Genomic DNA, 20,481 nt, shown 5'->3' on the forward strand with positions numbered 1-20,481 from the left:
CTGCTTCGATACTGTGGGATGCCCCTGAAAGACCTAGAAGACCAACAACCTCGCCTATGAGTAGATGCCTTCCTTTCCCTCCAGCTACTTCACTTTTCTACTCTAAAAGTGGGAATGAAAGGAAAACTACAACTTGTGTGTTTGTCGTCAACTACTAGGTTCCAGGATGCAGACTTTTTAATGTAGATTCGACTACAGGAGGAAAGAGCAGATTCCCGATAGATCCTTTTCCATAGCTCTATTATTCAGGGAAATCACACAATATCCAAGCAATAAGATTTTGATTAATGAAAATATTTTTATTTAGTTTTCAAGGAGCTTTATTTGCTTCTAAATATATAATACGAGGAGGAAAGCAAGTGGACGATAATCAATTTTACAACGAGATTCAAAAACTCGTCGATGGTGTCATTAGTGAAATTATTGTTGAGAAAGAAATGTTCCTGACTTTCAGAAATGCTTGGTTAGCAAGTGAACATCGCCAATCGATTGTGGGGGAAGCTGGCTTAAGTGGTAAAGTCATTTATCGCTTGGTCAAGTTGAACAAATAAATTCACTAATTCTAAGTAATTGTACCGAAAGTAGTTGTTAATTATGATGAAAAATGTTAATCTTAACAACTGAAAGGGTCTTTTCTAAGTTGGTAGCGATTCAATCAGCTAACCATTAGGATTCCCTCAAAAAAATACTATCTATCATGAAGGAGCTTGATTAAATATGGAAAAGAAAGATTTTAACGTAATCGCAGAGACAGGGATTCATGCACGCCCTGCAACATTGTTAGTTCAAACAGCAAGCAAATTTAACTCTGATATCAACTTAGAGTATAAAGGTAAATCAGTAAACCTTAAATCAATCATGGGCGTAATGTCTTTAGGTGTTGGTCAAGGATCTGATGTAACAATTTCTATCGAAGGTACAGACGAAGCAGAAGCAATGGCTGCAATTACTGAAACAATGCAAAAAGAAGGGTTGTCAAACTAATGACTGAAATGCTAAAAGGTATCGCAGCCAGTGATGGTGTTGCTGTTGCCAAAGCATATCTATTAGTTCAACCAGACTTATCCTTTACAAAAGTTACAGTAGAAGACAGTTCAGCTGAAGAAGCGCGCTTGGATGATGCTTTAAGCAAATCATCTGAAGAGTTACAGCAAATTCGTAACAAAGCCGCTGAAAGCTTAGGTGAAGAAGAAGCACAAGTATTCGATGCTCACTTAATGGTTTTGAGCGACCCAGATATGATTGGTCAAATTAAACAAAACATCTCAGACAACAGAGTTAATGCAGAATCTGCTTTAAAAGAAGTGACTGACATGTACATTGGTATGTTTGAAGCGATGGAAGATAATGCATACATGCAAGAAAGAGCTGCGGATATCCGCGACGTTGCTAAACGTATTTTAGCAAACTTATTGCAAGTAGTTTTACCAAATCCGTCCATGATTAACGAAGAAGTTGTTGTAGTAGCACATGACTTAACGCCAAGTGATACAGCGCAATTAGACCGTAATTTTGTAAAAGCTTTTGTAACTGACATTGGTGGTCGTACGTCGCATTCTGCTATTATGGCGCGTTCGTTAGAAATTCCAGCAATTGTTGGAACTGGCGAAATCACTGCAAAAGTGAAAGCTGGCGATATTTTAGCAGTTAATGGTATCGAAGGCGATGTGATTGTTCATCCAACTGAAGACCAAAAAGCAAGCTTCATCAAAATTGGTGAAGACTACGCTGCTCAAAAAGCAGAGTGGGAAAAATTAAAAAATGCTGAAACAGTTACAGCTGATGGCAAACATTTTGAACTTGCTGCAAACATTGGAACACCTAAAGATTTAACAGGTGTTCATAACAATGGTGCAGAAGGTGTTGGCTTATATCGTACAGAATTCTTATACATGGATTCTCCAGATTTCCCAACAGAAGAAGATCAATATGTTGCTTATAAAGCCGTACTAGAAGGCATGGATGGCAAACCAGTTGTTGTTCGTACAATGGACATTGGTGGCGATAAGGAACTTCCTTATTTGCAATTACCGCATGAAATGAACCCATTCTTAGGTTACCGTGCATTACGTATTAGTTTATCATCATTAGGCGAAGGAATGTTCCGTACACAGTTACGTGCATTGTTACGAGCTTCTGTTCATGGTAACTTACGTATTATGTTCCCAATGGTAGCTACTTTACAAGAATTCCGTTCAGCTAAAAAGATGTATGATGAAGAGAAAGCCAAATTAATTGCAGAAGGTATTGCAGTTTCTGATACGATTCAAGTCGGTATCATGATTGAAATTCCAGCAGCAGCTATTTTAGCTGATCGCTTCGCTAAAGAAGTTGATTTCTTCAGTATTGGAACAAATGATTTAATCCAATACACAATGGCAGCAGACCGTATGAATGAGCAAGTTTCTTACCTTTACCAACCATACAACCCATCAATTTTACGTTTAATCAAAAACGTTGTTGATGCAGCGCACGCTGAAGGTAAATGGGCTGGAATGTGTGGAGAAATGGCCGGCGATCAAACGGCAGTTCCATTATTAATGGGTATCGGTTTAGATGAATTTTCTATGAGTGCCACTTCAATTCTAAAAACTCGTAGTTTAATGAAAACATTAGACACAAGTAAAATGAAAGAGTTAGCCAATCGTGCGCTAACTGAATGTGACACAATGGAAGATGTTCTTGAAATCATGAAAGAATACATCAACTAATTATTGAATAAGCTAGGCCCGCAAGAAAATCTGTTTTCAGATGGACTTGCGGTCTTTTTTTTCATTCTTTGACTTCGCTTTAGTTTTTGAAAAATAAAATTTGTGTTATGCTTTAGACAACATGGAATTAAGGGACAAAATCAGACTCAAGGACGATTTTCTTAAAAATACCTATGTTATACTATAAAGGTAATCAACAGAAGGGAATGTGTCTTTCGTGAAAATACTTTTGTACTTTGAAAGTCAAAAACTTTTAGAAAAATCGGGTATTGGTCGTGCCTTTACCCATCAAAAAAAGGCTTTAGAAAGTGTCAATGTCCAATATACAACGAAGAACTCGGATATGAATTATGATATTTTACACATAAATACTTATGGTCTAAATAGCTATCGAATGGTTCGTCAAGCAAAAAAAAGAAATAAAAAAGTCATCTATCATGCGCATTCAACTGAAGAAGATTTTAGAAATTCTTTTATTGGCTCGAATCTTTTGGCACCATTTTACAAAAAACATTTAGTCCGGCTATACAATTCGGCAGATCAATTAATTACACCAACGCCTTATTCAAAAAAGGTCATTGAAAACTACGGGATTAAAAATCCAATTAAAGTGCTATCTAACGGTGTTTCGTTAGAGAAATTTCAGCAAAGTAAAACAAAGGAACAAAAATTCCGGGAATATTTTTCTTTAAAACCTGAGCAAAAGGTGATTATCTCTGTTGGACTTTATTTTGAAAGAAAAGGCATCTTAGATTTTGTTAAAGTCGCAGAATCATTTCCAGAGTATACATTTATTTGGTTCGGTCATACGCCTTTATATAGTGTACCGGCAAAAGTTCGTCAAGTCGTTCGAGGTAACCATCCTAAAAATGTTATCTTTTCGGGCTATATTAAAGGTGATATTTTAGAAGGCGCATATACGAACGCCGATTTATTTTTCTTTCCATCCTATGAAGAAACGGAAGGCATTGTTGTTTTGGAAGCATTAGCGAGTCGCCAAAATGTATTATTACGAGCGATTCCAGTGTACAACGAGTGGCTAAAGGACAAAGAAAATTGCTATATGGGAACAACTAACGAGGCTTTTGTGTCATTAATAGAGAGAATAATGACTGGGAAACTGCCTGATTTACGTGAGAATGGCTATCAAACGGCAGTTGAAAAAAGCATACCTAAAATTGGAGAGCAGTTAAAAGAGATTTATGAAGAAGTGCTAGAACGATAAAGGGAAGTTGAAGGTGAAATAAAATGAAAATTGGTTTTTTTACAGATACTTATTTTCCGCAAGTGAGCGGAGTTGCGACGTCGATTAAAACTTTAAAAGAACAACTAGAACAAAAGGGGCACGAGGTCTTTATTTTTACGACAACTGATCCTAACGCACCAAAATATGAAAGAAATATTATAAGAATGCCTAGTGTTCCATTTATCTCTTTTAAAGAGCGTCGGTTAGTCGTTCGGGGTTTTTGGTTTGCATATTTAAAAGCAAAAGAATATGATCTCGATTTGATTCATACACATACGGAGTTTGGTGCGGGATTACTAGGCAAGTGGATTGGTAAACGTTTGGAAATTCCTGTCATTCATACGTATCATACAATGTATGAGGATTATTTACACTATATTGCCAAAGGAAAAGTTTTAAGGCCTTCTTACGTTAAATTTTTATCACGTCAATTTGTCGACCATTCATCAGGAGTTGTTTGTCCAAGTCAACGAGTGGTAGATACTTTACGAGGTTATGGGGCCAAAGCGCCAATGCGAATTATTCCAACTGGTGTTAATGTTGAAAAATTTTTACGCCCAGATATTACCAATGACATGTCGGAAACGCTACGTCAAGAATGGGGCGTTACATCCGATCAAAAATTATTACTAACACTAAGTCGTTTGTCGTTTGAAAAAAATACACAGGCAATTATTGAAGGATTACCAAAAATTTTAGAGAAGTTTCCAGAGGTTCGTTTAATGGTTGTCGGCGATGGCCCATATAAATCGAGTTTAGAGGCCTTAGTTGAGGAGCTTGGATTAGAATCAATTGTTTCTTTTGTTGGTGAGGTGTCAGCCGATGAAGTGGCATTTTACTATCATGCGGCAGACTATTTTGTGAGTGCATCGACCTCGGAAACGCAAGGGTTGACTTATACGGAAGCTATGGCTTCAGGAACGCAAATGATCGTGGCAGGAAATGCGTATCTCGACCAGTTAATTAGTGATCATTCATTGGGACAAACATATGATGACCAAGAAGGATTTGCTGCAAGTTTGATTGATTATTTAACAGAAATGCCCCAAAAGAAACCTGAAGTTGTTGAAAATAAGTTATATGAGATTTCGGCAGAATTTTTCGGGGAATCAATCCTTGCTTTTTATAATGAAATAATGGACTTATATTTCGTGAAAAAATATCAAGAGGAAAAAGATGAAAGTCGCTTAAAAACACGTCTAAAACATTTAAAAATTATAACAAAGTAGTAAATAATTGGGGGATAAAAAATGAAGATTGGATTTATTGGCACCGGTGTGATGGGGCAATCGATTGTTAGACATTTACTGGCTGCAGACCATCAATTGATGATTTATACACGGACTAAAAGTAAAGCAGAAGCACTAATTGCACAAGGTGCTTCTTGGAAATCAAATGCTAAGGAAGTCACAGATGCAAGTGAGATTATTTTTACGATGGTAGGTTATCCGAGTGATGTGGAGGAAACTTACTTCGATCCTGAAAAAGGGATATTTGCAAGTGAACTTTCAAATAAAATTGTTGTCGATTTAACGACTAGTACCCCCTCTTTAGCTGAAAAAATTGAAAAGGTTGCGCGTGAAAAACAAGGGTTTAGCTTGGATGCTCCTGTTTCAGGTGGCGATTTAGGAGCTAAAAATGGTACATTAACGATTATGGCGGGTGGCAGTCAAGTAGCGTACGATCGAGTGTTACCTTTATTTAAAATTTTTGGAAAATCTTTTCATCTCCACGGTTCAGCCGGCAAAGGTCAACATACAAAAATGGCCAATCAAATTATGGTGGCGGGAACAATGCTTGGAATGACTGAGATGCTTGTATACAGTCAAGCAGCGGGGCTAGATTTAAATAACGTGATTGAAACATTATCTGGGGGCGCAGCAGCTAATTGGTCAATGATTAATTATTCGCCAAGAATTTTACGTCAAGATTATACACCAGGCTTTTTCGTGAAGCATTTTATTAAAGATTTAAAAATTGTTTTAGATGAAGCCGACAAAATGGAGATTGAGCTACCGATGACTGCTTTAGCCAAACAACTCTACGAAATGCTAGCTGTAAAAGGCTTTTCAGATGATGGCACGCAAGCTTTGATTAAACTTTGGTGGACAGAGTAGATAAAAAAACAGCTGGTCGAAAGCTTTCTGTATAAAAAAGAGTCAAAAAATAAAAAAAACAGCGAAAATCAATGCAAGAAGTCCGGACTTTTGATACAATATAACAGAAGTGAAAATAGGAGGTCTAGTGAATGAAAAATTCTCAATTAGTAGCAATCATCAAACGTTTAGAAGCGATGGTTGAGGCGCAAGATAACGAGGTACAAATTCGTCGATTTGAAAAAGAAGGCGTAGAACAGTGTACAGTTAGTTATGATCATTCAACAGAAACTTTTGAATTAACAGATAGTCAAACGAAACAGCCTTATCAATTTGATAATGTTGATATTGTGGCCATTGAAATTTATGATTTAATTCAATAAAAAAATATCTGAGGAGAGTTACGTTACGTATTTCTTTTCAGATATTTTTTTGAATTGATTTTTATTTATATAGTAGTTAAAGGAGAAGGAAATGTTTCAAGAACTAGATTTATCAAATAATAGGATTGCCGAAGCGGTATATCGTATTCAAAAAGCTGCTTATCAAATTGAAGCAGAATTGTTAGGAACGGATCAAATTCCGCCCTTACAAGAATCATTCACAGGCCTGCAAGAGGTTGACGAGTCGTTTATTGGTTTCTATCAGAAGAAAAAGCTAACAGGTGTCTTATCATACAAAATCGAAGAACAAGTTATTGATGTTTATCGTTTATTTATTGATCCTTCAGCGTTAAGGCAGGGGATTGGTAAAAAGTTACTCAATTATGTCTGTCAACAACACAAAAACTGTCAAAAAATGATTGTTTCGACAGGAGAAAAAAATCAGCCGGCTGTTCATTTTTATGAAGCATATGGATTCGAGAAAGAAAGTGAAGTAGTGATTTCTGAAAATTTAACGGTTTTTAATTTTAAAAAAGACTTATGGTAAGTAAGTAATTAGTTTGATAGTCAAAAGGAATATTAGCTGATTTCTGTATCAAAAAGCGCTTTCATTATGAAAAATCGAAGAAATACTAAAAATAAGCTTGCAATTCATGCTTATTTAAATTATAGTTTGATTGTCAAATGATTTGACAATCAAACTAATTGGATGGGGGTTAGGATAATGCGACCGGATTTTGAAAAAATTAACGATTTATTAGTAGATGTTTTTAATGATATTTTAGTAATTGAAGAATCAGAACTAAGAAAATCCCATTTTAATGATTTATCAATTACAGAAATGCATACAATTGAAGCGATTGGCATGTATCGTAAAAAAACTACTTCTGAAGTCGCTAAAGATTTGGGGATTACGGTTGGGACATTAACGACAGCCATTAATCGATTAGTAAAAAAGAATTATATTGAACGGATTCGAAGTGAAGATGATCGACGGGTTGTCAAACTATCATTGACGAAAAAAGGAAAGCTATTGTATCGTGTTCACCAAAGTTTCCATCGAAAAATGATTGAAGCAACCTTACAGAACATGGAGAAAGATGAATCAGATGCCCTTTTACGAGCACTGAATAACCTTCATATTTTCTTACAAGAGTATAAGTGAGTGTAGATGAATGATGAATTTTGGAAAGATTACAGCAACTGCTCGATACGTACCTGAACAAATCGTTACGAATGATCAACTAGCTGAAGTAATGGATACGAGTGATGAATGGATTTATTCTCGGACCGGTATAAAGGCCCGACACATTGCAACGACTGAAAATACTTCTGATTTATGTATTAAAGTTGCTCAGCAATTGTTGGCAGAGAGTCAAATTGATGTTGAGTCAATTGATTTTGTGATTGTCGCTACGATGTCACCGGATTATAATTCACCTTCTGTTGCTTGTTTAGTACAAGGTGCGATTGGGGCAATCAATGCTTTTGCTTTTGATATTAGTGCAGCTTGTGCCGGATTTGTTTATGCCTTGTCAATGGGTGAAAAACTCATTCGCACTGGATCTAAAAATGGTTTGGTAATTGGCGGTGAAGTTATGTCCAAAGTACTCGATTGGGAAGATCGTTCCACGGCCGTACTGTTTGGCGATGGTGCTGGTGGGGTTTTGCTAGAAGCTTCTGAACAGCGTCACCTATTAAAAGAAAGTCTACATGCCGATGGGACGCGAGGGCAGGCGTTGACATCGGGTTTTGCCAATAGTCAAAATAATCCATTCACCAAATTATTACCAAAGCAAACCGCTTGCCTTCAGATGAATGGTCGCGAGATTTTCGACTTTGCAACACGTGACGTTGCTAAAAGTTTAGCAACGTTAATTGGAGACGAGGATGCGAGTATTGATTATTATTTACTCCATCAAGCAAATTCACGTATTTTAGATAAAATGGCGCGCAAACTAAAGGTTGAACGACATAAATTTCTACAAAACATGGATAAATATGGCAATACTTCTTCAGCAACCATACCAATTTTATTGCACGAAGCTGTTGAAGCAGAAACAATTGTTTTAGGTAACAACCAAAAAGTGGTTCTTTCAGGTTTTGGTGGTGGATTAACATGGGCTTCTGTGTTAATGATCCTTTAAAACTTGTGAACATAAATAAAAAAATAAAATGAAGATAACTATATTGGAGGAATTTTAAAATGTCATTTGAAAAAATTCAAGAAATTATTGCAGAAGAATTAGGTAAAGATGTAGAAGAAATTAAATTAACAACAAATATCCAAGAGGATTTAGAAGCAGATAGCTTAGATTTATTCCAAATCATCAATGAAATTGAAGATGAATTTGATGTGAAAATCGAAACAGAAGATGGTATTAAGACAGTTGAAGATTTAGTTAAATACGTAGAAAAACAAGCATAATTCAAAAGGCTAGGCTAAAAGCCTAGCCTTTGCTGTTTTAATTAAGCGCGAGACGCTGAGATGATTTTTCAATTCCTCAAGAGATGAAAATTGTGAAGTATTAAGGAGATTGACATGAAAAAAGCTTTTTTATTTAGTGGACAAGGTGCACAGTATGTAGGCATGGGACAAGAGTTATATGAACGAGAACCGATTGTCAAGGCAACTTTTGATGAAGCTAGTCGAGTACTAGGCTATGATGTGGCTCAACAATGCTTTACTGAAAACGAGCAATTAAATCAAACAGAATATACCCAGCCGGCAATTCTAACGGTAAGCATTGCTTTTTGGCGTTTGTTACAAGAAAAAGGTCAATCATGTGATTATGTTGCAGGGCTTAGCCTAGGTGAATACTCAGCACTCGTTGCTAGTGGAGTATTTGATTTTGAAACAGCTCTAAAACTTGTGGCGAAACGAGGTTCACTTATGGCGAACGCCGCTCCACAAGGCACTGGTAAAATGGTGGCTGTGATGAATACTCCAATTGAAATGATTGAAGAAGCTTGTCAAAAGGCGAGTTCTGTTGGAATTGTTTCTCCCGCAAATTATAATACACCACAACAAATTGTCATTGGCGGTGAAGTGACTGCAGTTGATCAAGCTGTTGCTTACTTGACGGAATTAGGGGCCAAACGCATGATTCCCTTAAATGTCAGTGGTCCTTTTCATACAGCATTGCTAAAGCCAGCTGCTGAAAAGTTAAAAGTTGTCTTAACAGAAATTGAAATAGATGAAATGAAGATTCCGGTTATTAGTAATACAACCGCTCAAGTGATGGAACAAGCAGAAATTAAGGATTTACTAGAAAGACAGGTCATGTCGCCAGTTCGCTTTTACGAAAGTATCGAAACGTTGAAAAATTTAGGTGTTGAGCAAATTGTTGAGATTGGACCTGGAAAAGTTTTGACCGGTTTTGTAAAGAAAATTGATAAATCAATTAAAGTGACTCGTGTCGAAGATGTGAAGACATTTGAAGAGACGTTGGAGGCTTTAGCTTAGGAGGCTAGTATGGATTTAAAAGATAAAGTTGCTTTTATTACAGGTAGTACACGTGGAATTGGCCTAGAAATTGCTAAAGCCTTTGCCAAAGAAGGCAGTAACATTGTCTTAAATGGACGTAGTGCAATTTCTGACGCGTTGATTGCAGAAATTACGGACTTAGGTGTGAAATGCATCGCCGTATCAGGGGACATTTCAGATTTTGAGCAAGCTAGTCGCATGATTAAAGAAACCGAAGATCAACTGGGTCCGGTGACGATTTTAGTTAATAATGCCGGAATTACGAACGACAAATTAATGTTGCGTATGAAACCCGATGAATTTGACCAAGTCTTAAAAATCAATTTAACTGGTACATTTAATATGACCCAGCAAGTTTTAAAGAAAATGTTAAAACAACGTGAAGGAGCGATTGTTAACCTTTCGAGCGTTTCAGGTTTAATGGGGAATGTTGGCCAAGCGAACTATGCTGCTAGTAAAGCGGGAGTTGTTGGTTTTACCAAATCAGTCGCTCGTGAAGTCGCACCACGTGGCATTACATGTAACGCCATTGCTCCTGGTTTTATTAAAACTGATATGACAGAAGTTTTAGGTGAAAAAGTCATTGAAGAAGTCAAAAAAAATATCCCAATGCAACGTTTTGGGTCAGTAGAAGATGTGGCACAAACAGCAATTTTCTTAGCAAAAAGTTCTTACATCACGGGTCAAGTTGTCAATGTTGATGGTGGACTGGTAATGCACGGATAAGATAGGAGAGTATAATGATGAATCGAGTAGTAATTACAGGTTATGGTGTCGCTTCTCCAATCGGAAACACACCGGAAGATTTTTTAGCAAGCTTAAAAAATGGAACGAATGGGATTGGTCCCATTACAAAATTTGACGCAGAAGCAACAGGTATTTCTGTTGCCGGTGAAGTCAAAGAATTCCCATTAGAAAAATATTTCAAGAAAAAAGATACAAAACGGATGGATATGTTTTCTATTTATGGTATCTATGCTGCTCTAGAGGCACTTGAAATGGCTGATTTAACAAGTGAAAAAGTTGATGAAGACCGTTTTGGCGTAATCGTAGGTTCTGGAATTGGTGGCTTGCCAACAATCCAAGACCAAGTGACGCGCATGAATGAAAAAGGTCCTAATCGAGTTTCGCCAATGTTTGTACCGATGTCGATTGTTAATATGGTTGCAGGAAATATCGCTTTACGCGTCGGCGCGAAAGGGATTTGTACAACAATTGTGACAGCTTGTGCTTCAGGTACCCATTCAATTGGCGAAGCCTTCCGCAGTATTAAACATGGCTATTCAGATGTCATTTTAGCTGGAGGTTCAGAAGCGACGATCTGTGAAATCGGAATTGCTGGTTTTGCTGCATTGACAGCTTTAACAACAGAAACCGATCCAAACAAAGCATCAACACCGTTTGATAAAAATCGTAGTGGTTTCGTAATGGGAGAAGGTGCCGGTGTTTTAGTGATGGAATCATTAGATCATGCGCTTGCTCGTGGAGCGAATATTCTAGGTGAGGTTGTTGGTTACGGTGCAAACTGTGATGCTTATCATATGACTGCGCCAAATCCAGATGGATCAGGTGCTGGAAAAGCAATGAAACTCGCAATGAATGAAGCTGGCGTTCAACCATCAGAAATTAGTTATATTAATGCCCATGGTACAAGTACACCGGCTAATGATAGTGCGGAAGCAACTTCCATTCAATATGGATTAGGCGACGATTACCGTCAAGCATACGTAAGTAGTACCAAATCGATGACGGGTCATTTATTAGGCGCTGCAGGTGGAATTGAAGCGATTGCCTCGCTTCTAGCGTTGCAACATCAATTTATCCCACCAACCATCAATGTGACAGAACAAGATGAAACAATTGATTTAAACGTTGTGATCAATGAAAGTGTGGAAGCTGATCTAACGTACGCAATGAGTAATTCATTAGGTTTCGGTGGTCATAATGCCGTTCTTTTAATGAAGCGTTGGGAGGCGTAAGCACGAAATGGAACAACAAGAATTAAAAGACTTATTAACGCTATTTAGCGAATCGAATTTAACTGAATTCAATTTAAAAGAAGGTTCGTTTGAACTATATTTAAATAAAAATAATGTTTCAAGAGGACAAGCAGTATCAGTCGTACCACAACCAACGATTGAAGCTTCTACACCAAGTGTGATTGAAGCGCCAAAAGCTTCTTTGCCAGTTGCTCAAGAGAAAGCATCTGAAGTCGTACCAGCAGCTAGTGTCGTAGCAGGGACTGAAATTGTCTCGCCATTGGTTGGTGTTGTCTATTTAAAACCAGCACCCGATCAACCGAATTTCAAATCGGTTGGTGACCGTGTAACGAAGGGCGAAGTTGTTTGTATCGTCGAAGCGATGAAAGTGATGAATGAGATTACAAGTGATGTAACGGGTGAAATTGTTGCCGTTGTTGTTGAAAATGAGGATGTGGTTGAATACAATCAGCCTTTATTCCGTGTGAAAGAAGGATAAAAAATGACACAATTAAATATTCAGCAAATTAAAGAGATTATTCCACATCGTTACCCGATGCTATTAATCGATCGTGTAGAAGAGTTGGTTGATGGCGAAAAAGTTATCGCTAAGAAAAATGTAACGATTAACGAGCCGTTTTTTCAAGGACATTTCCCACACGAACCTGTAATGCCGGGAGTTTTGATTGTTGAAGCAATGGCTCAAGCGGGTGCGGTAGCCTTACTTTCTTTAGAACAATTCAAAGGAAAAACAGCTTATTTCGGTGGGATTGACAAAGCAAAATTCCGCCAAAAGGTTACACCAGGAGACACGTTGATTTTAGAAGTTGAAATCATTAAAGTAAAATCTTCAGCGGGAATCGGCAAAGGTGTCGCTCGAGTAGATGGCAAGAAAGTTGCCGAAGCAGAATTAACTTTCATGATTGGATAGGTGACCTATGTTTTCAAAAATTTTAATTGCAAACCGCGGTGAAATTGCGGTAAGAATTATTCGTGCTTGTCGCGAATTAGGAATTCAAACTGTAGCGGTTTATTCAGAAGCGGATAAAGAGGCGCTGCATGCGGAATTAGCCGATGAAGCAATTTGTATCGGACCAGCCAAAGCAGCCGAGTCTTATTTAAATGTCCAACAAATATTAAGTGCAGCAATTGTCACAAAAGCCGAGGCGATTCATCCAGGTTTTGGTTTTCTCTCTGAAAACAGTCAATTTGCTGCAATGTGTGAGGAAATCAATGTCACATTCATTGGTCCAAAAAGTGAAACCATTGATGCAATGGGAAATAAAATCAATGCTCGACGTTTAATGATTGAAGCAGGTGTTCCAGTTATTCCAGGCAGTGATGGCGCCATTTCAACTGTAGATGAGGCGTTAACGATTGCTGAAGCGATTGGCTATCCTGTCATGTTAAAAGCAGCAGCGGGTGGCGGCGGTAAGGGGATTCGTAAAGTAACTTCTAAAGAAGCGCTTGCGCCGAACTTTACTTCAGCGCAACAAGAAGCTAAAGCTGCCTTTGGTAATGATGAAATGTACATTGAAAAAATTATCTATCCAGCGCGTCATATTGAAATTCAGATTTTGGGCGATAATTACGGTCATATTATTCATTTAGGTGAGCGCGATTGTTCGTTGCAACGGAATAACCAAAAAGTCTTAGAAGAAGCCCCTTCTGTTGCGATTAGCACTGAGAAACGCCAAGCAATCGGTGCTGCAGCAATCAAAGCTGCTAAAGCCGTTTCTTATCGCAATGCCGGTACGATTGAATTTTTAATGGATCAATCGGGAGAATTTTATTTCATGGAGATGAACACCCGCATTCAAGTGGAACATCCAATTACTGAGATGGTCACCGGAGTTGATTTAGTCAAAAAACAACTTGAGATTGCAAGTGGTGAAAAACTAACTTTAGAGCAAACCGATATTGCAATTCGTGGGCATGCAATTGAATGTCGAATTAATGCTGAAAATTCGGCCTTTAACTTTGCTCCTTCACCTGGGAAAATCAAAAATCTATTGTTACCAGGTGGCGGTATGGGTTTGCGAGTTGACAGTGCGATGTATTCTGGTTATACGATTCCACCATACTACGATTCAATGATTGCTAAAGTGATTGTTCATGGCGAAACACGCTTGGAAGCCTTGATGAAAATGCAACGGGCATTAAGTGAGTTTGTGACAGAAGGCATCACGACGAATGTTGAGTTCCAAATGGACTTAATTAGTCATCCAAACGTGGTCGCTGGGGATTACACCACAGCCTTTTTACAAGAAGAATTTTTACCAGAATGGACACCTGAAAACTAAGAGGAGGTCTTTAGATGGCTTTGTTTAGAAAGAAAAAAAACTATATTCCGATTCGACCGGCTCATAAAAACTTGCCGTCAGAAGGCCCACAAGTTCCAGATGATATGTGGGCAAAATGCCCAAGTTGTAAACATATTTTATATCGTAAAGATATGGGTGATGAAAAAGTTTGTCCTAATTGTGGCTATAACTTTCGGATTACCGCATGGGAAAGACTGAAGTTAACAGTTGATGAGAAGAGCTTTGATGAATGGGATATGAGGCTTGTAACCAAAGATCCGTTAAATTTCCCGGGTTATTTAGATAAACTAGAAAAAGCAAAAGCCGCAACAAAATTAGATGAGGCCGTTTTAACTGGCGAAGCAATGATTCATGGCGAAAAAATTGCCTTAGCAATTATGGATTCTCATTTTATTATGGGAAGTATGGGGACGATTGTCGGCGAAAAAATTACTCGATTGTTCGAACGAGCGATTGAAAAAAAATTGCCAGTTGTTATCTTTACCGCGTCAGGTGGTGCACGGATGCAAGAAGGAATTTTATCTTTAATGCAAATGGCTAAAATTTCAGCGGCGGTCAAACGTCATAGTAATGCTGGCTTATTTTATTTAACGATTTTAACCGATCCGACCACAGGTGGTGTCACTGCTAGTTTTGCAATGGAAGGCGATATTATTTTAGCAGAACCACAAGCGCTAATTGGTTTTGCCGGTCGTCGAGTTATTGAACAAACAATTCGCCAAGAGTTACCAGAAGACTTTCAAAAAGCTGAATTCCTACTTGAACATGGCTTTGTTGATCAAATTGTTCCAAGAATGGAATTGCGTCAACGGATTTTTGAATTGGTGCAAATGCATACAGCGAAAGGATGGGTAGATTATGAGTAGAAGTGCACATGAAATTGTTCAACTTGCTCGCTCAAAAGATCGCTTGACTGCACTTGATTATTTTGAAGGGATTTTTGATAACTTTCAAGAGTTTCACGGAGATCGTTTTTATGCAGATGATGAAGCGGTTGTTGGTGGCGTAGCTTTGCTTGATGGCAAACCCGTAACGGTTATCGGCATTCAAAAAGGCCGTAATTTACCGGAAAATTTGCGTCGTAATTTTGGTGCTCCTCATCCAGAAGGCTATCGTAAAGCTTTGCGTTTGATGAAGCAGGCGGAGAAGTTTAAGCGTCCTGTTATTACTTTTATTAATACGGCGGGGGCCTTTTGTGGTATTGGAGCAGAAGAACGTGGCGAAGGGGAAGCAATCGCCCAAAGCTTGTTTGAAATGTCTGATTTGAGCGTACCGATTATTTCGATCATTATTGGAGAAGGTGGTAGTGGTGGTGCGTTAGCTTTAGCACTAGGAGATGAAGTTTGGATGCTAGAGCATTCAATTTATGCCATTTTATCACCAGAAGGCTTTGCTTCTATTTTATGGAAAGATGGCAGTCGTGCCAATGAAGCGGCAGGCTTAATGAAAATTACGGCTCGTGAATTAAAAGAGTTAGAAGTTGTCGATCGGGTGATTTTAGAAACATTCCGAGGCGAAACGTTATCGCAAGAAGCGGTTATTAGACGTTTACAAAGTGATTTGATTTTCAAACTAAAGGAACTATCAGCAATAGAAATACCAACCCTTTTAGAGGCAAGGTATCAACGCTTTAGAAAATATTAACTGCAAAGGACGTGGGTGTTGGAATCAAGCACATCCAGTGTTCCTTTGCTTTTTTCTCGACAAAAAAGGGATTGTTCTGTATACTACAATAGTTTGAGAAGTGGAGGAGTAATAATGCAAGAAATCAAAACTTGTCGGGAATCAAAAGTCGTTCAAACGCATCGAATTTTGCCGTTTGACTTAAATCCCTTTGGGTTTTTATATGGTGGTCGATTAATGACTTATGTTGACAACGCAGCATCAATTTCTGTTAGTCGCCATTGTCGCCGAGGGGCAGTGACCGCATCGCTTGATCAATTCAATTTTTTGAAACCGTTACATTCGAATCACTCGGTTTGTGTGGAGACCTTTATTTCAGGGGTCAATCGAAAATCAATGGAAGTTTTTGTTAAAGTAATTGGGGAAGATTTAGTAACTGGGGATCGTTATTTAGCCGCAACTAGTTTCATGACGTTTGTCGCAGTCCCGTCATATATGAATGAAGAAGCAGACTTTGTCTTACCGCAAGTCAAACCTGAGACTAAGGAAGAAAAACTTGTCTGTTCCGGTTATGAAGAACGCCGTAAGCACCGTTTAAAAGAACGAGAAACGTACAAATCGTTTTCAAAAGAGCTATCACTCGACCTTCCTTGGACATAAATTTAAAAAAATATAGCAAATTGAAAACTTTTCACTATATTTCAGAAAGTTTTTTTGTTATAATTGCTTGTCGAATGGAAAGCCAAAAGAAAAAAGGAGCAAAATAAATTGAAATATAGAACAGATCTACGTAACGTAGCGATTATCGCCCACGTTGACCACGGTAAAACAACTTTAGTTGATGAATTGTTAAATCAATCAAACGTTTTGAACCAACGTAAAACAGAACACAAATCAATGGATTCAAACGCGATTGAGCAAGAGCGTGGCATTACAATCTTAGCTAAAAATACTGCCGTTGAATACAAGGGTACCCGTATTAACATTTTAGATACTCCAGGACACGCGGATTTCGGTGGTGAAGTGGAACGTATCATGAAAATGGTTGACGGAGTAATCTTAGTCGTTGATGCTTACGAAGGTACGATGCCTCAAACGCGTTTTGTATTGAAAAAAGCGTTAGAGCAAGGCGTGACTCCGATTGTTGTTGTAAATAAAATTGATAAACCTTCTGCTCGTCCGGAACACGTTGTGGATGAAGTGTTAGAATTGTTTATTGAATTAGGCGCAGAAGACGATCAATTAGATTTCCCAGTTATTTATGCATCTGCTTTAAATGGTTCATCAAGCTTATCAGATAACCCAGCAGATCAAGAACCAACAATGACACACATCTTTGATACAATTATCGAACATATTCCAGCTCCAGTCGATAATAGTGACGAACCATTACAATTCCAAGTTTCTTTATTAGACTACAATGACTATGTAGGTCGTATTGGGATTGGCCGTGTTTTCCGTGGAACAATCCGTGTTGGTGACCAAGTTGCCTTAATGAAACTTGATGGCACAGTGAAAAAATTCCGTGTTACAAAATTACTTGGTTTCTTAGGCTTTGACCGTGTTGAAATTCAAGAAGCAAAAGCGGGCGATTTAATTGCCGTTTCAGGTATGGAAGACATCTTCGTTGGGGAAACAGTAACACCTGAGAACCATCAAGAAGCTTTACCAATATTACACATTGATGAACCAACATTACAAATGACTTTCTTAGTAAATAATTCACCGTTTGCTGGACGTGAAGGTAAATACGTGACTGCTCGTAAAATTGAAGAGCGCTTAATGTCTGAGTTACAAACAGATGTTTCATTACGTATTGATCCAATCGGTCCGGATTCATGGATTGTTTCTGGTCGTGGCGAACTTCATTTATCAATTTTAATTGAAAATATGCGTCGTGAAGGTTATGAGTTACAAGTATCACGCCCGAAAGTTATCGAACGTGAAATTGATGGCGTGAAGTGTGAACCATTTGAACGCGTACAAATCGACACACCAGAAGAGTACCTAGGTTCAGTCATTGAATCATTAGGTAATCGTAAAGCTGAAATGCAAGATATGATTAACACTGGTAATGGTCAAGTCCGTATCATTTTCTTAGCACCTGCTCGTGGTTTAATTGGTTATACAACAGAATTCCTATCCTTAACTCGTGGATATGGTATTTTCCATCACACATTTGATCAATATTTACCGATGATTCAACAACAAATTGGTGGTCGCCATCACGGAGCGCTTGTCTCAATTGATGCAGGTAAAGCGACAACGTATTCAATCATGAGTATTGAAGAACGCGGAACAGTTTTTGTTGAACCAACAACAGAAGTTTACGAAGGCATGATTATTGGTGAAAATGCTCGTGATAATGACTTAACTGTTAACATCACGAAAGCAAAACAAATGACAAACGTTCGTTCAGCGAATAAAGATCAAACGTCTGTTATCAAAAAACCTCGCCGTTTAACATTAGAAGAATCTTTAGAATTCTTAAATGAAGACGAATATTGTGAGGTAACACCTGAAAGCATTCGTTTACGTAAACAAATCTTAAACAAAAACGAACGTGAAAAAGCATCTAAGAAAAAGAAAAAAGCTGAATAATTAACAATTTTAACTCCTCGGGAAAATGCTTCTCGAGGAGTTTTTTCTATATAAAGAACGAAATCATTTTAATGAACAAGGTATCTAGTGAGAAACCAATCAGAATTATAAGTAAATTAATAATCAACAGGAACAAAAAAAGTTAATCCAAGTCGAGAATAAAGGTAGATTCTTTTTTGAGAGATCTCTTGGTCTGGGAAATAGCGATTGTTCGCTATTTCATTGATTATTGCTTTTTTAGATGGAAAATGGGGTAAGAAAAGTGTAAAAGGCGTATTTTTTGTTTGCTAACTTTTCATTTTTTCAATGATTAATAGATACGCAATTTTGAATAAAAAATTTTTTAATGTGGGTAACTTAAGAATCTATTAAGTTAAAAGCTTGATAAATGAACCTTTTATAAAATGTTTTTTTAATTAAAGGTCGAAAAAAGTTTCATATTTACAAAATGTTTCACAGATTGCAAATTTACGTTTTTCTTGAAAAGTTCCAAGGAATAACAGGAAAGTTGTGATATAATAATGAAACGAATAAAAAAGGAGGGTATTGGAATGGAAGAATTTTCCGATAAAAAAGCTATTGCGCTTCTAGAGGAAGAAGCAAATCGCATTCGTCTTTTAATTTCGAATCAAAAAAATAGCCTGTGCATCGCCCATTGCAAAGCTTTTGAAGAAGTTGTTGATACTCAAATGTACGGACTCTCTCGCCAAATCGCTTTTGCCATTTCTTTGGAGGCGATAACGAACAATGAAGGGCAGCAATTATTAAGTGACTTAGAACGCGATTTAAATCGTATGTATCATGAAGTGTTTGCTGAACGCAAAGAAATTGAAACAGGCAAGGAGGATTAAGCACTTGCCAAAAACATTTAAAAAGAGACATTTACTTGACTGGGGAATTTTACTACCCTATTTTGTCCTTAATATATTAGGGCTAATGATGGTTTATAGTACGACTTCTTATGTTCAATTAATTCAAGGTGGTAACACCGCGAAACAAGCGATTAGTCAATTTGCTTTTTGGATAATTAGCTTGATTGCAATTTTTACTATTTACAAGATGAAACTCGACTTTTTAAAGAAAAAGGGGATTGTCTATTTTGCGATGGTCGTTGTGACTTTTTTGCTCATTCTAGCTTTTTTATTTGAACCAATTAATGGAAGTCGAGGATGGATACCTATTCCAGGTGTCGGTACTATTCAACCAGTTGAGTTTTTAAAAGTAATTATTATTTGGTTTTTAACCGTCGTCTTAGCTAAAAATCAAGAGATTGTTCAAAAAAAGTTTTTTGATATCGTCAAAGGTTCACTGTTTGTCATTTTTGGACAAATTGTTATCTTAGCACTTTATCCAGATTTTGGAAATGCTGCTGTCATTGTTTTGTTGGTTATGATTCTTTTATTAGCAAGTGGGATCAGTTATCGCTTTACTTTAGCGACAGGTGGGCTAGCTGTGGTAGGTAGTTACCTCGCTGTTTTATTTGTTAATAGTGTGGGGAGTGCCTTTTTACCTGCCCATGTAGTGTCACGATTTGCGGCTTTTAGAAATCCATTCTTAGATGAATTTGGTGATGGTCATCAAATGATTCAAGGTTACTACGCTATGTTTAATGGAGGACTCTTTGGCCGTGGTCTTGGAAATAGTATTCAAAAAAATGGGTTCTTAAAATTTGCCCATACCGATTTTGCCTTTGCAATCGTGGTTGAGGAATTAGGCTTAATTGTTGCGATCATTGTACTAGGAATTTTATTTTATATGATTGCACGCATTATTTTAATCGGAACCCGCTCAAATGATCCATTTAACTCAATTATGTGTTATGGAATCGGCGGTCTATTATTAATTTCTGTTTTTGTTAATTTAGGTGGGATTACAGGTATTATCCCACTAACAGGGATTACCTTCCCATTTATTAGTCAAGGTGGTTCGAGTTTATTAACTTATTCGATTTGTATCGGATTTGTCTTGAATATTAGTGCGGACGAGAAAAGGAAAAAATATCAATTGGTTTAATTAAAAAGGAGTAGTCGT

Annotated in this window: 23 protein-coding genes; all 23 read left to right on the forward strand. The window is 37.5% G+C overall.

The genetic code is table 11. The features are described from left to right. The first annotated feature begins 359 nt into the window (after positions 1-359). The 23 genes from ACFO3L_RS02435 (at position 360) to ACFO3L_RS02545 (ending at position 20,463) form a co-directional block, all read left to right on the forward strand. Positions 360-551: a hypothetical protein gene (locus ACFO3L_RS02435; RefSeq protein ID WP_379963479.1), complete on the forward strand. Its 192-nt coding sequence runs from the start codon at positions 360-362 to the stop codon at positions 549-551. Between the two features lie 166 nt (positions 552-717). After that, on the forward strand, positions 718-984 hold the full coding sequence (locus tag ACFO3L_RS02440; protein ID WP_188367853.1) for a phosphocarrier protein HPr: 267 nt from the start codon (positions 718-720) through the stop codon (positions 982-984). Further along, the gene (gene ptsP, locus ACFO3L_RS02445) at positions 984-2,711 is read left to right on the forward strand and encodes a phosphoenolpyruvate--protein phosphotransferase (RefSeq protein ID WP_379963481.1); all 1,728 of its coding nucleotides are present in this window, start codon (positions 984-986) and stop codon (positions 2,709-2,711) included. Before ACFO3L_RS02440 ends, ptsP begins: the two co-directional genes overlap by 1 nt. Positions 2,712-2,928: 217 nt before the next feature. Continuing rightward, on the forward strand, positions 2,929-3,936 hold the full coding sequence (locus tag ACFO3L_RS02450) for an LTA glycolipid anchor biosynthesis glycosyltransferase, IagA/BgsA family (protein WP_379963483.1): 1,008 nt from the start codon (positions 2,929-2,931) through the stop codon (positions 3,934-3,936). 23 nt (positions 3,937-3,959) lie between these two features. Beyond that, positions 3,960-5,186, forward strand: a complete 1,227-nt coding sequence (locus ACFO3L_RS02455) for a glycosyltransferase family 4 protein (RefSeq protein WP_379963485.1) — start codon at positions 3,960-3,962, stop codon at positions 5,184-5,186. 21 nt (positions 5,187-5,207) lie between these two features. After that, positions 5,208-6,074 carry an NAD(P)-dependent oxidoreductase gene (locus ACFO3L_RS02460; protein WP_379963487.1) on the forward strand — a complete coding sequence of 289 codons (867 nt, stop codon included), beginning with the start codon at positions 5,208-5,210 and terminating at the stop codon, positions 6,072-6,074. Positions 6,075-6,205: 131 nt separating this feature from the next. Continuing rightward, positions 6,206-6,436: a YkuJ family protein gene (locus ACFO3L_RS02465; RefSeq protein ID WP_379963489.1), complete on the forward strand. Its 231-nt coding sequence runs from the start codon at positions 6,206-6,208 to the stop codon at positions 6,434-6,436. Positions 6,437-6,527: 91 nt separating this feature from the next. Further along, complete coding sequence (locus ACFO3L_RS02470; protein WP_379963491.1) at positions 6,528-6,983, forward strand: GNAT family N-acetyltransferase; 456 nt, start codon at positions 6,528-6,530, stop codon at positions 6,981-6,983. A 177-nt stretch (positions 6,984-7,160) separates the two neighbouring features. Then, a complete protein-coding gene (gene fabT / locus ACFO3L_RS02475) occupies positions 7,161-7,601 on the forward strand; it encodes a fatty acid biosynthesis transcriptional regulator FabT (protein ID WP_379963493.1) in 441 nt (146 codons plus the stop codon). A gap of 10 nt (positions 7,602-7,611) precedes the next feature. Continuing rightward, the gene (locus ACFO3L_RS02480; protein WP_379963495.1) at positions 7,612-8,583 is read left to right on the forward strand and encodes a beta-ketoacyl-ACP synthase III; all 972 of its coding nucleotides are present in this window, start codon (positions 7,612-7,614) and stop codon (positions 8,581-8,583) included. 59 nt (positions 8,584-8,642) lie between these two features. Further along, positions 8,643-8,864 carry an acyl carrier protein gene (locus ACFO3L_RS02485; RefSeq protein ID WP_379963497.1) on the forward strand — a complete coding sequence of 74 codons (222 nt, stop codon included), beginning with the start codon at positions 8,643-8,645 and terminating at the stop codon, positions 8,862-8,864. Positions 8,865-8,978: 114 nt separating this feature from the next. After that, the gene (gene fabD / locus ACFO3L_RS02490; RefSeq protein WP_379963499.1) at positions 8,979-9,902 is read left to right on the forward strand and encodes an ACP S-malonyltransferase; all 924 of its coding nucleotides are present in this window, start codon (positions 8,979-8,981) and stop codon (positions 9,900-9,902) included. Positions 9,903-9,911: 9 nt separating this feature from the next. Beyond that, positions 9,912-10,649 (forward strand): 3-oxoacyl-[acyl-carrier-protein] reductase, encoded by a 738-nt coding sequence (gene fabG, locus ACFO3L_RS02495; RefSeq protein ID WP_379963501.1) that lies wholly within the window; start codon positions 9,912-9,914, stop codon positions 10,647-10,649. Positions 10,650-10,666: 17 nt separating this feature from the next. Further along, on the forward strand, positions 10,667-11,902 hold the full coding sequence (gene fabF / locus ACFO3L_RS02500) for a beta-ketoacyl-ACP synthase II (protein ID WP_379963503.1): 1,236 nt from the start codon (positions 10,667-10,669) through the stop codon (positions 11,900-11,902). A 7-nt stretch (positions 11,903-11,909) separates the two neighbouring features. Beyond that, a complete protein-coding gene (gene accB, locus ACFO3L_RS02505; protein ID WP_379963505.1) occupies positions 11,910-12,401 on the forward strand; it encodes an acetyl-CoA carboxylase biotin carboxyl carrier protein in 492 nt (163 codons plus the stop codon). A 3-nt stretch (positions 12,402-12,404) separates the two neighbouring features. Continuing rightward, the gene (gene fabZ / locus ACFO3L_RS02510) at positions 12,405-12,833 is read left to right on the forward strand and encodes a 3-hydroxyacyl-ACP dehydratase FabZ (RefSeq protein WP_379963507.1); all 429 of its coding nucleotides are present in this window, start codon (positions 12,405-12,407) and stop codon (positions 12,831-12,833) included. A gap of 7 nt (positions 12,834-12,840) precedes the next feature. Then, a complete protein-coding gene (locus tag ACFO3L_RS02515) occupies positions 12,841-14,205 on the forward strand; it encodes an acetyl-CoA carboxylase biotin carboxylase subunit (RefSeq protein ID WP_379963509.1) in 1,365 nt (454 codons plus the stop codon). A gap of 14 nt (positions 14,206-14,219) precedes the next feature. Further along, complete coding sequence (gene accD, locus ACFO3L_RS02520) at positions 14,220-15,092, forward strand: acetyl-CoA carboxylase, carboxyltransferase subunit beta (protein ID WP_379963511.1); 873 nt, start codon at positions 14,220-14,222, stop codon at positions 15,090-15,092. After that, positions 15,085-15,870 (forward strand): acetyl-CoA carboxylase carboxyl transferase subunit alpha, encoded by a 786-nt coding sequence (locus ACFO3L_RS02525; RefSeq protein WP_379963513.1) that lies wholly within the window; start codon positions 15,085-15,087, stop codon positions 15,868-15,870. Before accD ends, ACFO3L_RS02525 begins: the two co-directional genes overlap by 8 nt. Before the next feature lie 114 nt (positions 15,871-15,984). Further along, complete coding sequence (locus tag ACFO3L_RS02530) at positions 15,985-16,509, forward strand: acyl-CoA thioesterase (protein WP_379963515.1); 525 nt, start codon at positions 15,985-15,987, stop codon at positions 16,507-16,509. A 108-nt stretch (positions 16,510-16,617) separates the two neighbouring features. Continuing rightward, positions 16,618-18,450 (forward strand): translational GTPase TypA, encoded by a 1,833-nt coding sequence (gene typA, locus ACFO3L_RS02535; protein ID WP_379963517.1) that lies wholly within the window; start codon positions 16,618-16,620, stop codon positions 18,448-18,450. Between the two features lie 551 nt (positions 18,451-19,001). Next, the gene (locus ACFO3L_RS02540) at positions 19,002-19,301 is read left to right on the forward strand and encodes a DUF1507 family protein (protein ID WP_379963519.1); all 300 of its coding nucleotides are present in this window, start codon (positions 19,002-19,004) and stop codon (positions 19,299-19,301) included. A 4-nt stretch (positions 19,302-19,305) separates the two neighbouring features. Next, a complete protein-coding gene (locus ACFO3L_RS02545; RefSeq protein WP_379963521.1) occupies positions 19,306-20,463 on the forward strand; it encodes an FtsW/RodA/SpoVE family cell cycle protein in 1,158 nt (385 codons plus the stop codon). The last annotated feature ends 18 nt before the right edge of the window (positions 20,464-20,481 follow it).

The organism is Enterococcus eurekensis, assembly GCF_042654605.1.
Classification (GTDB): Bacteria; Bacillota; Bacilli; order Lactobacillales; family Enterococcaceae; genus Enterococcus_I; species Enterococcus_I eurekensis.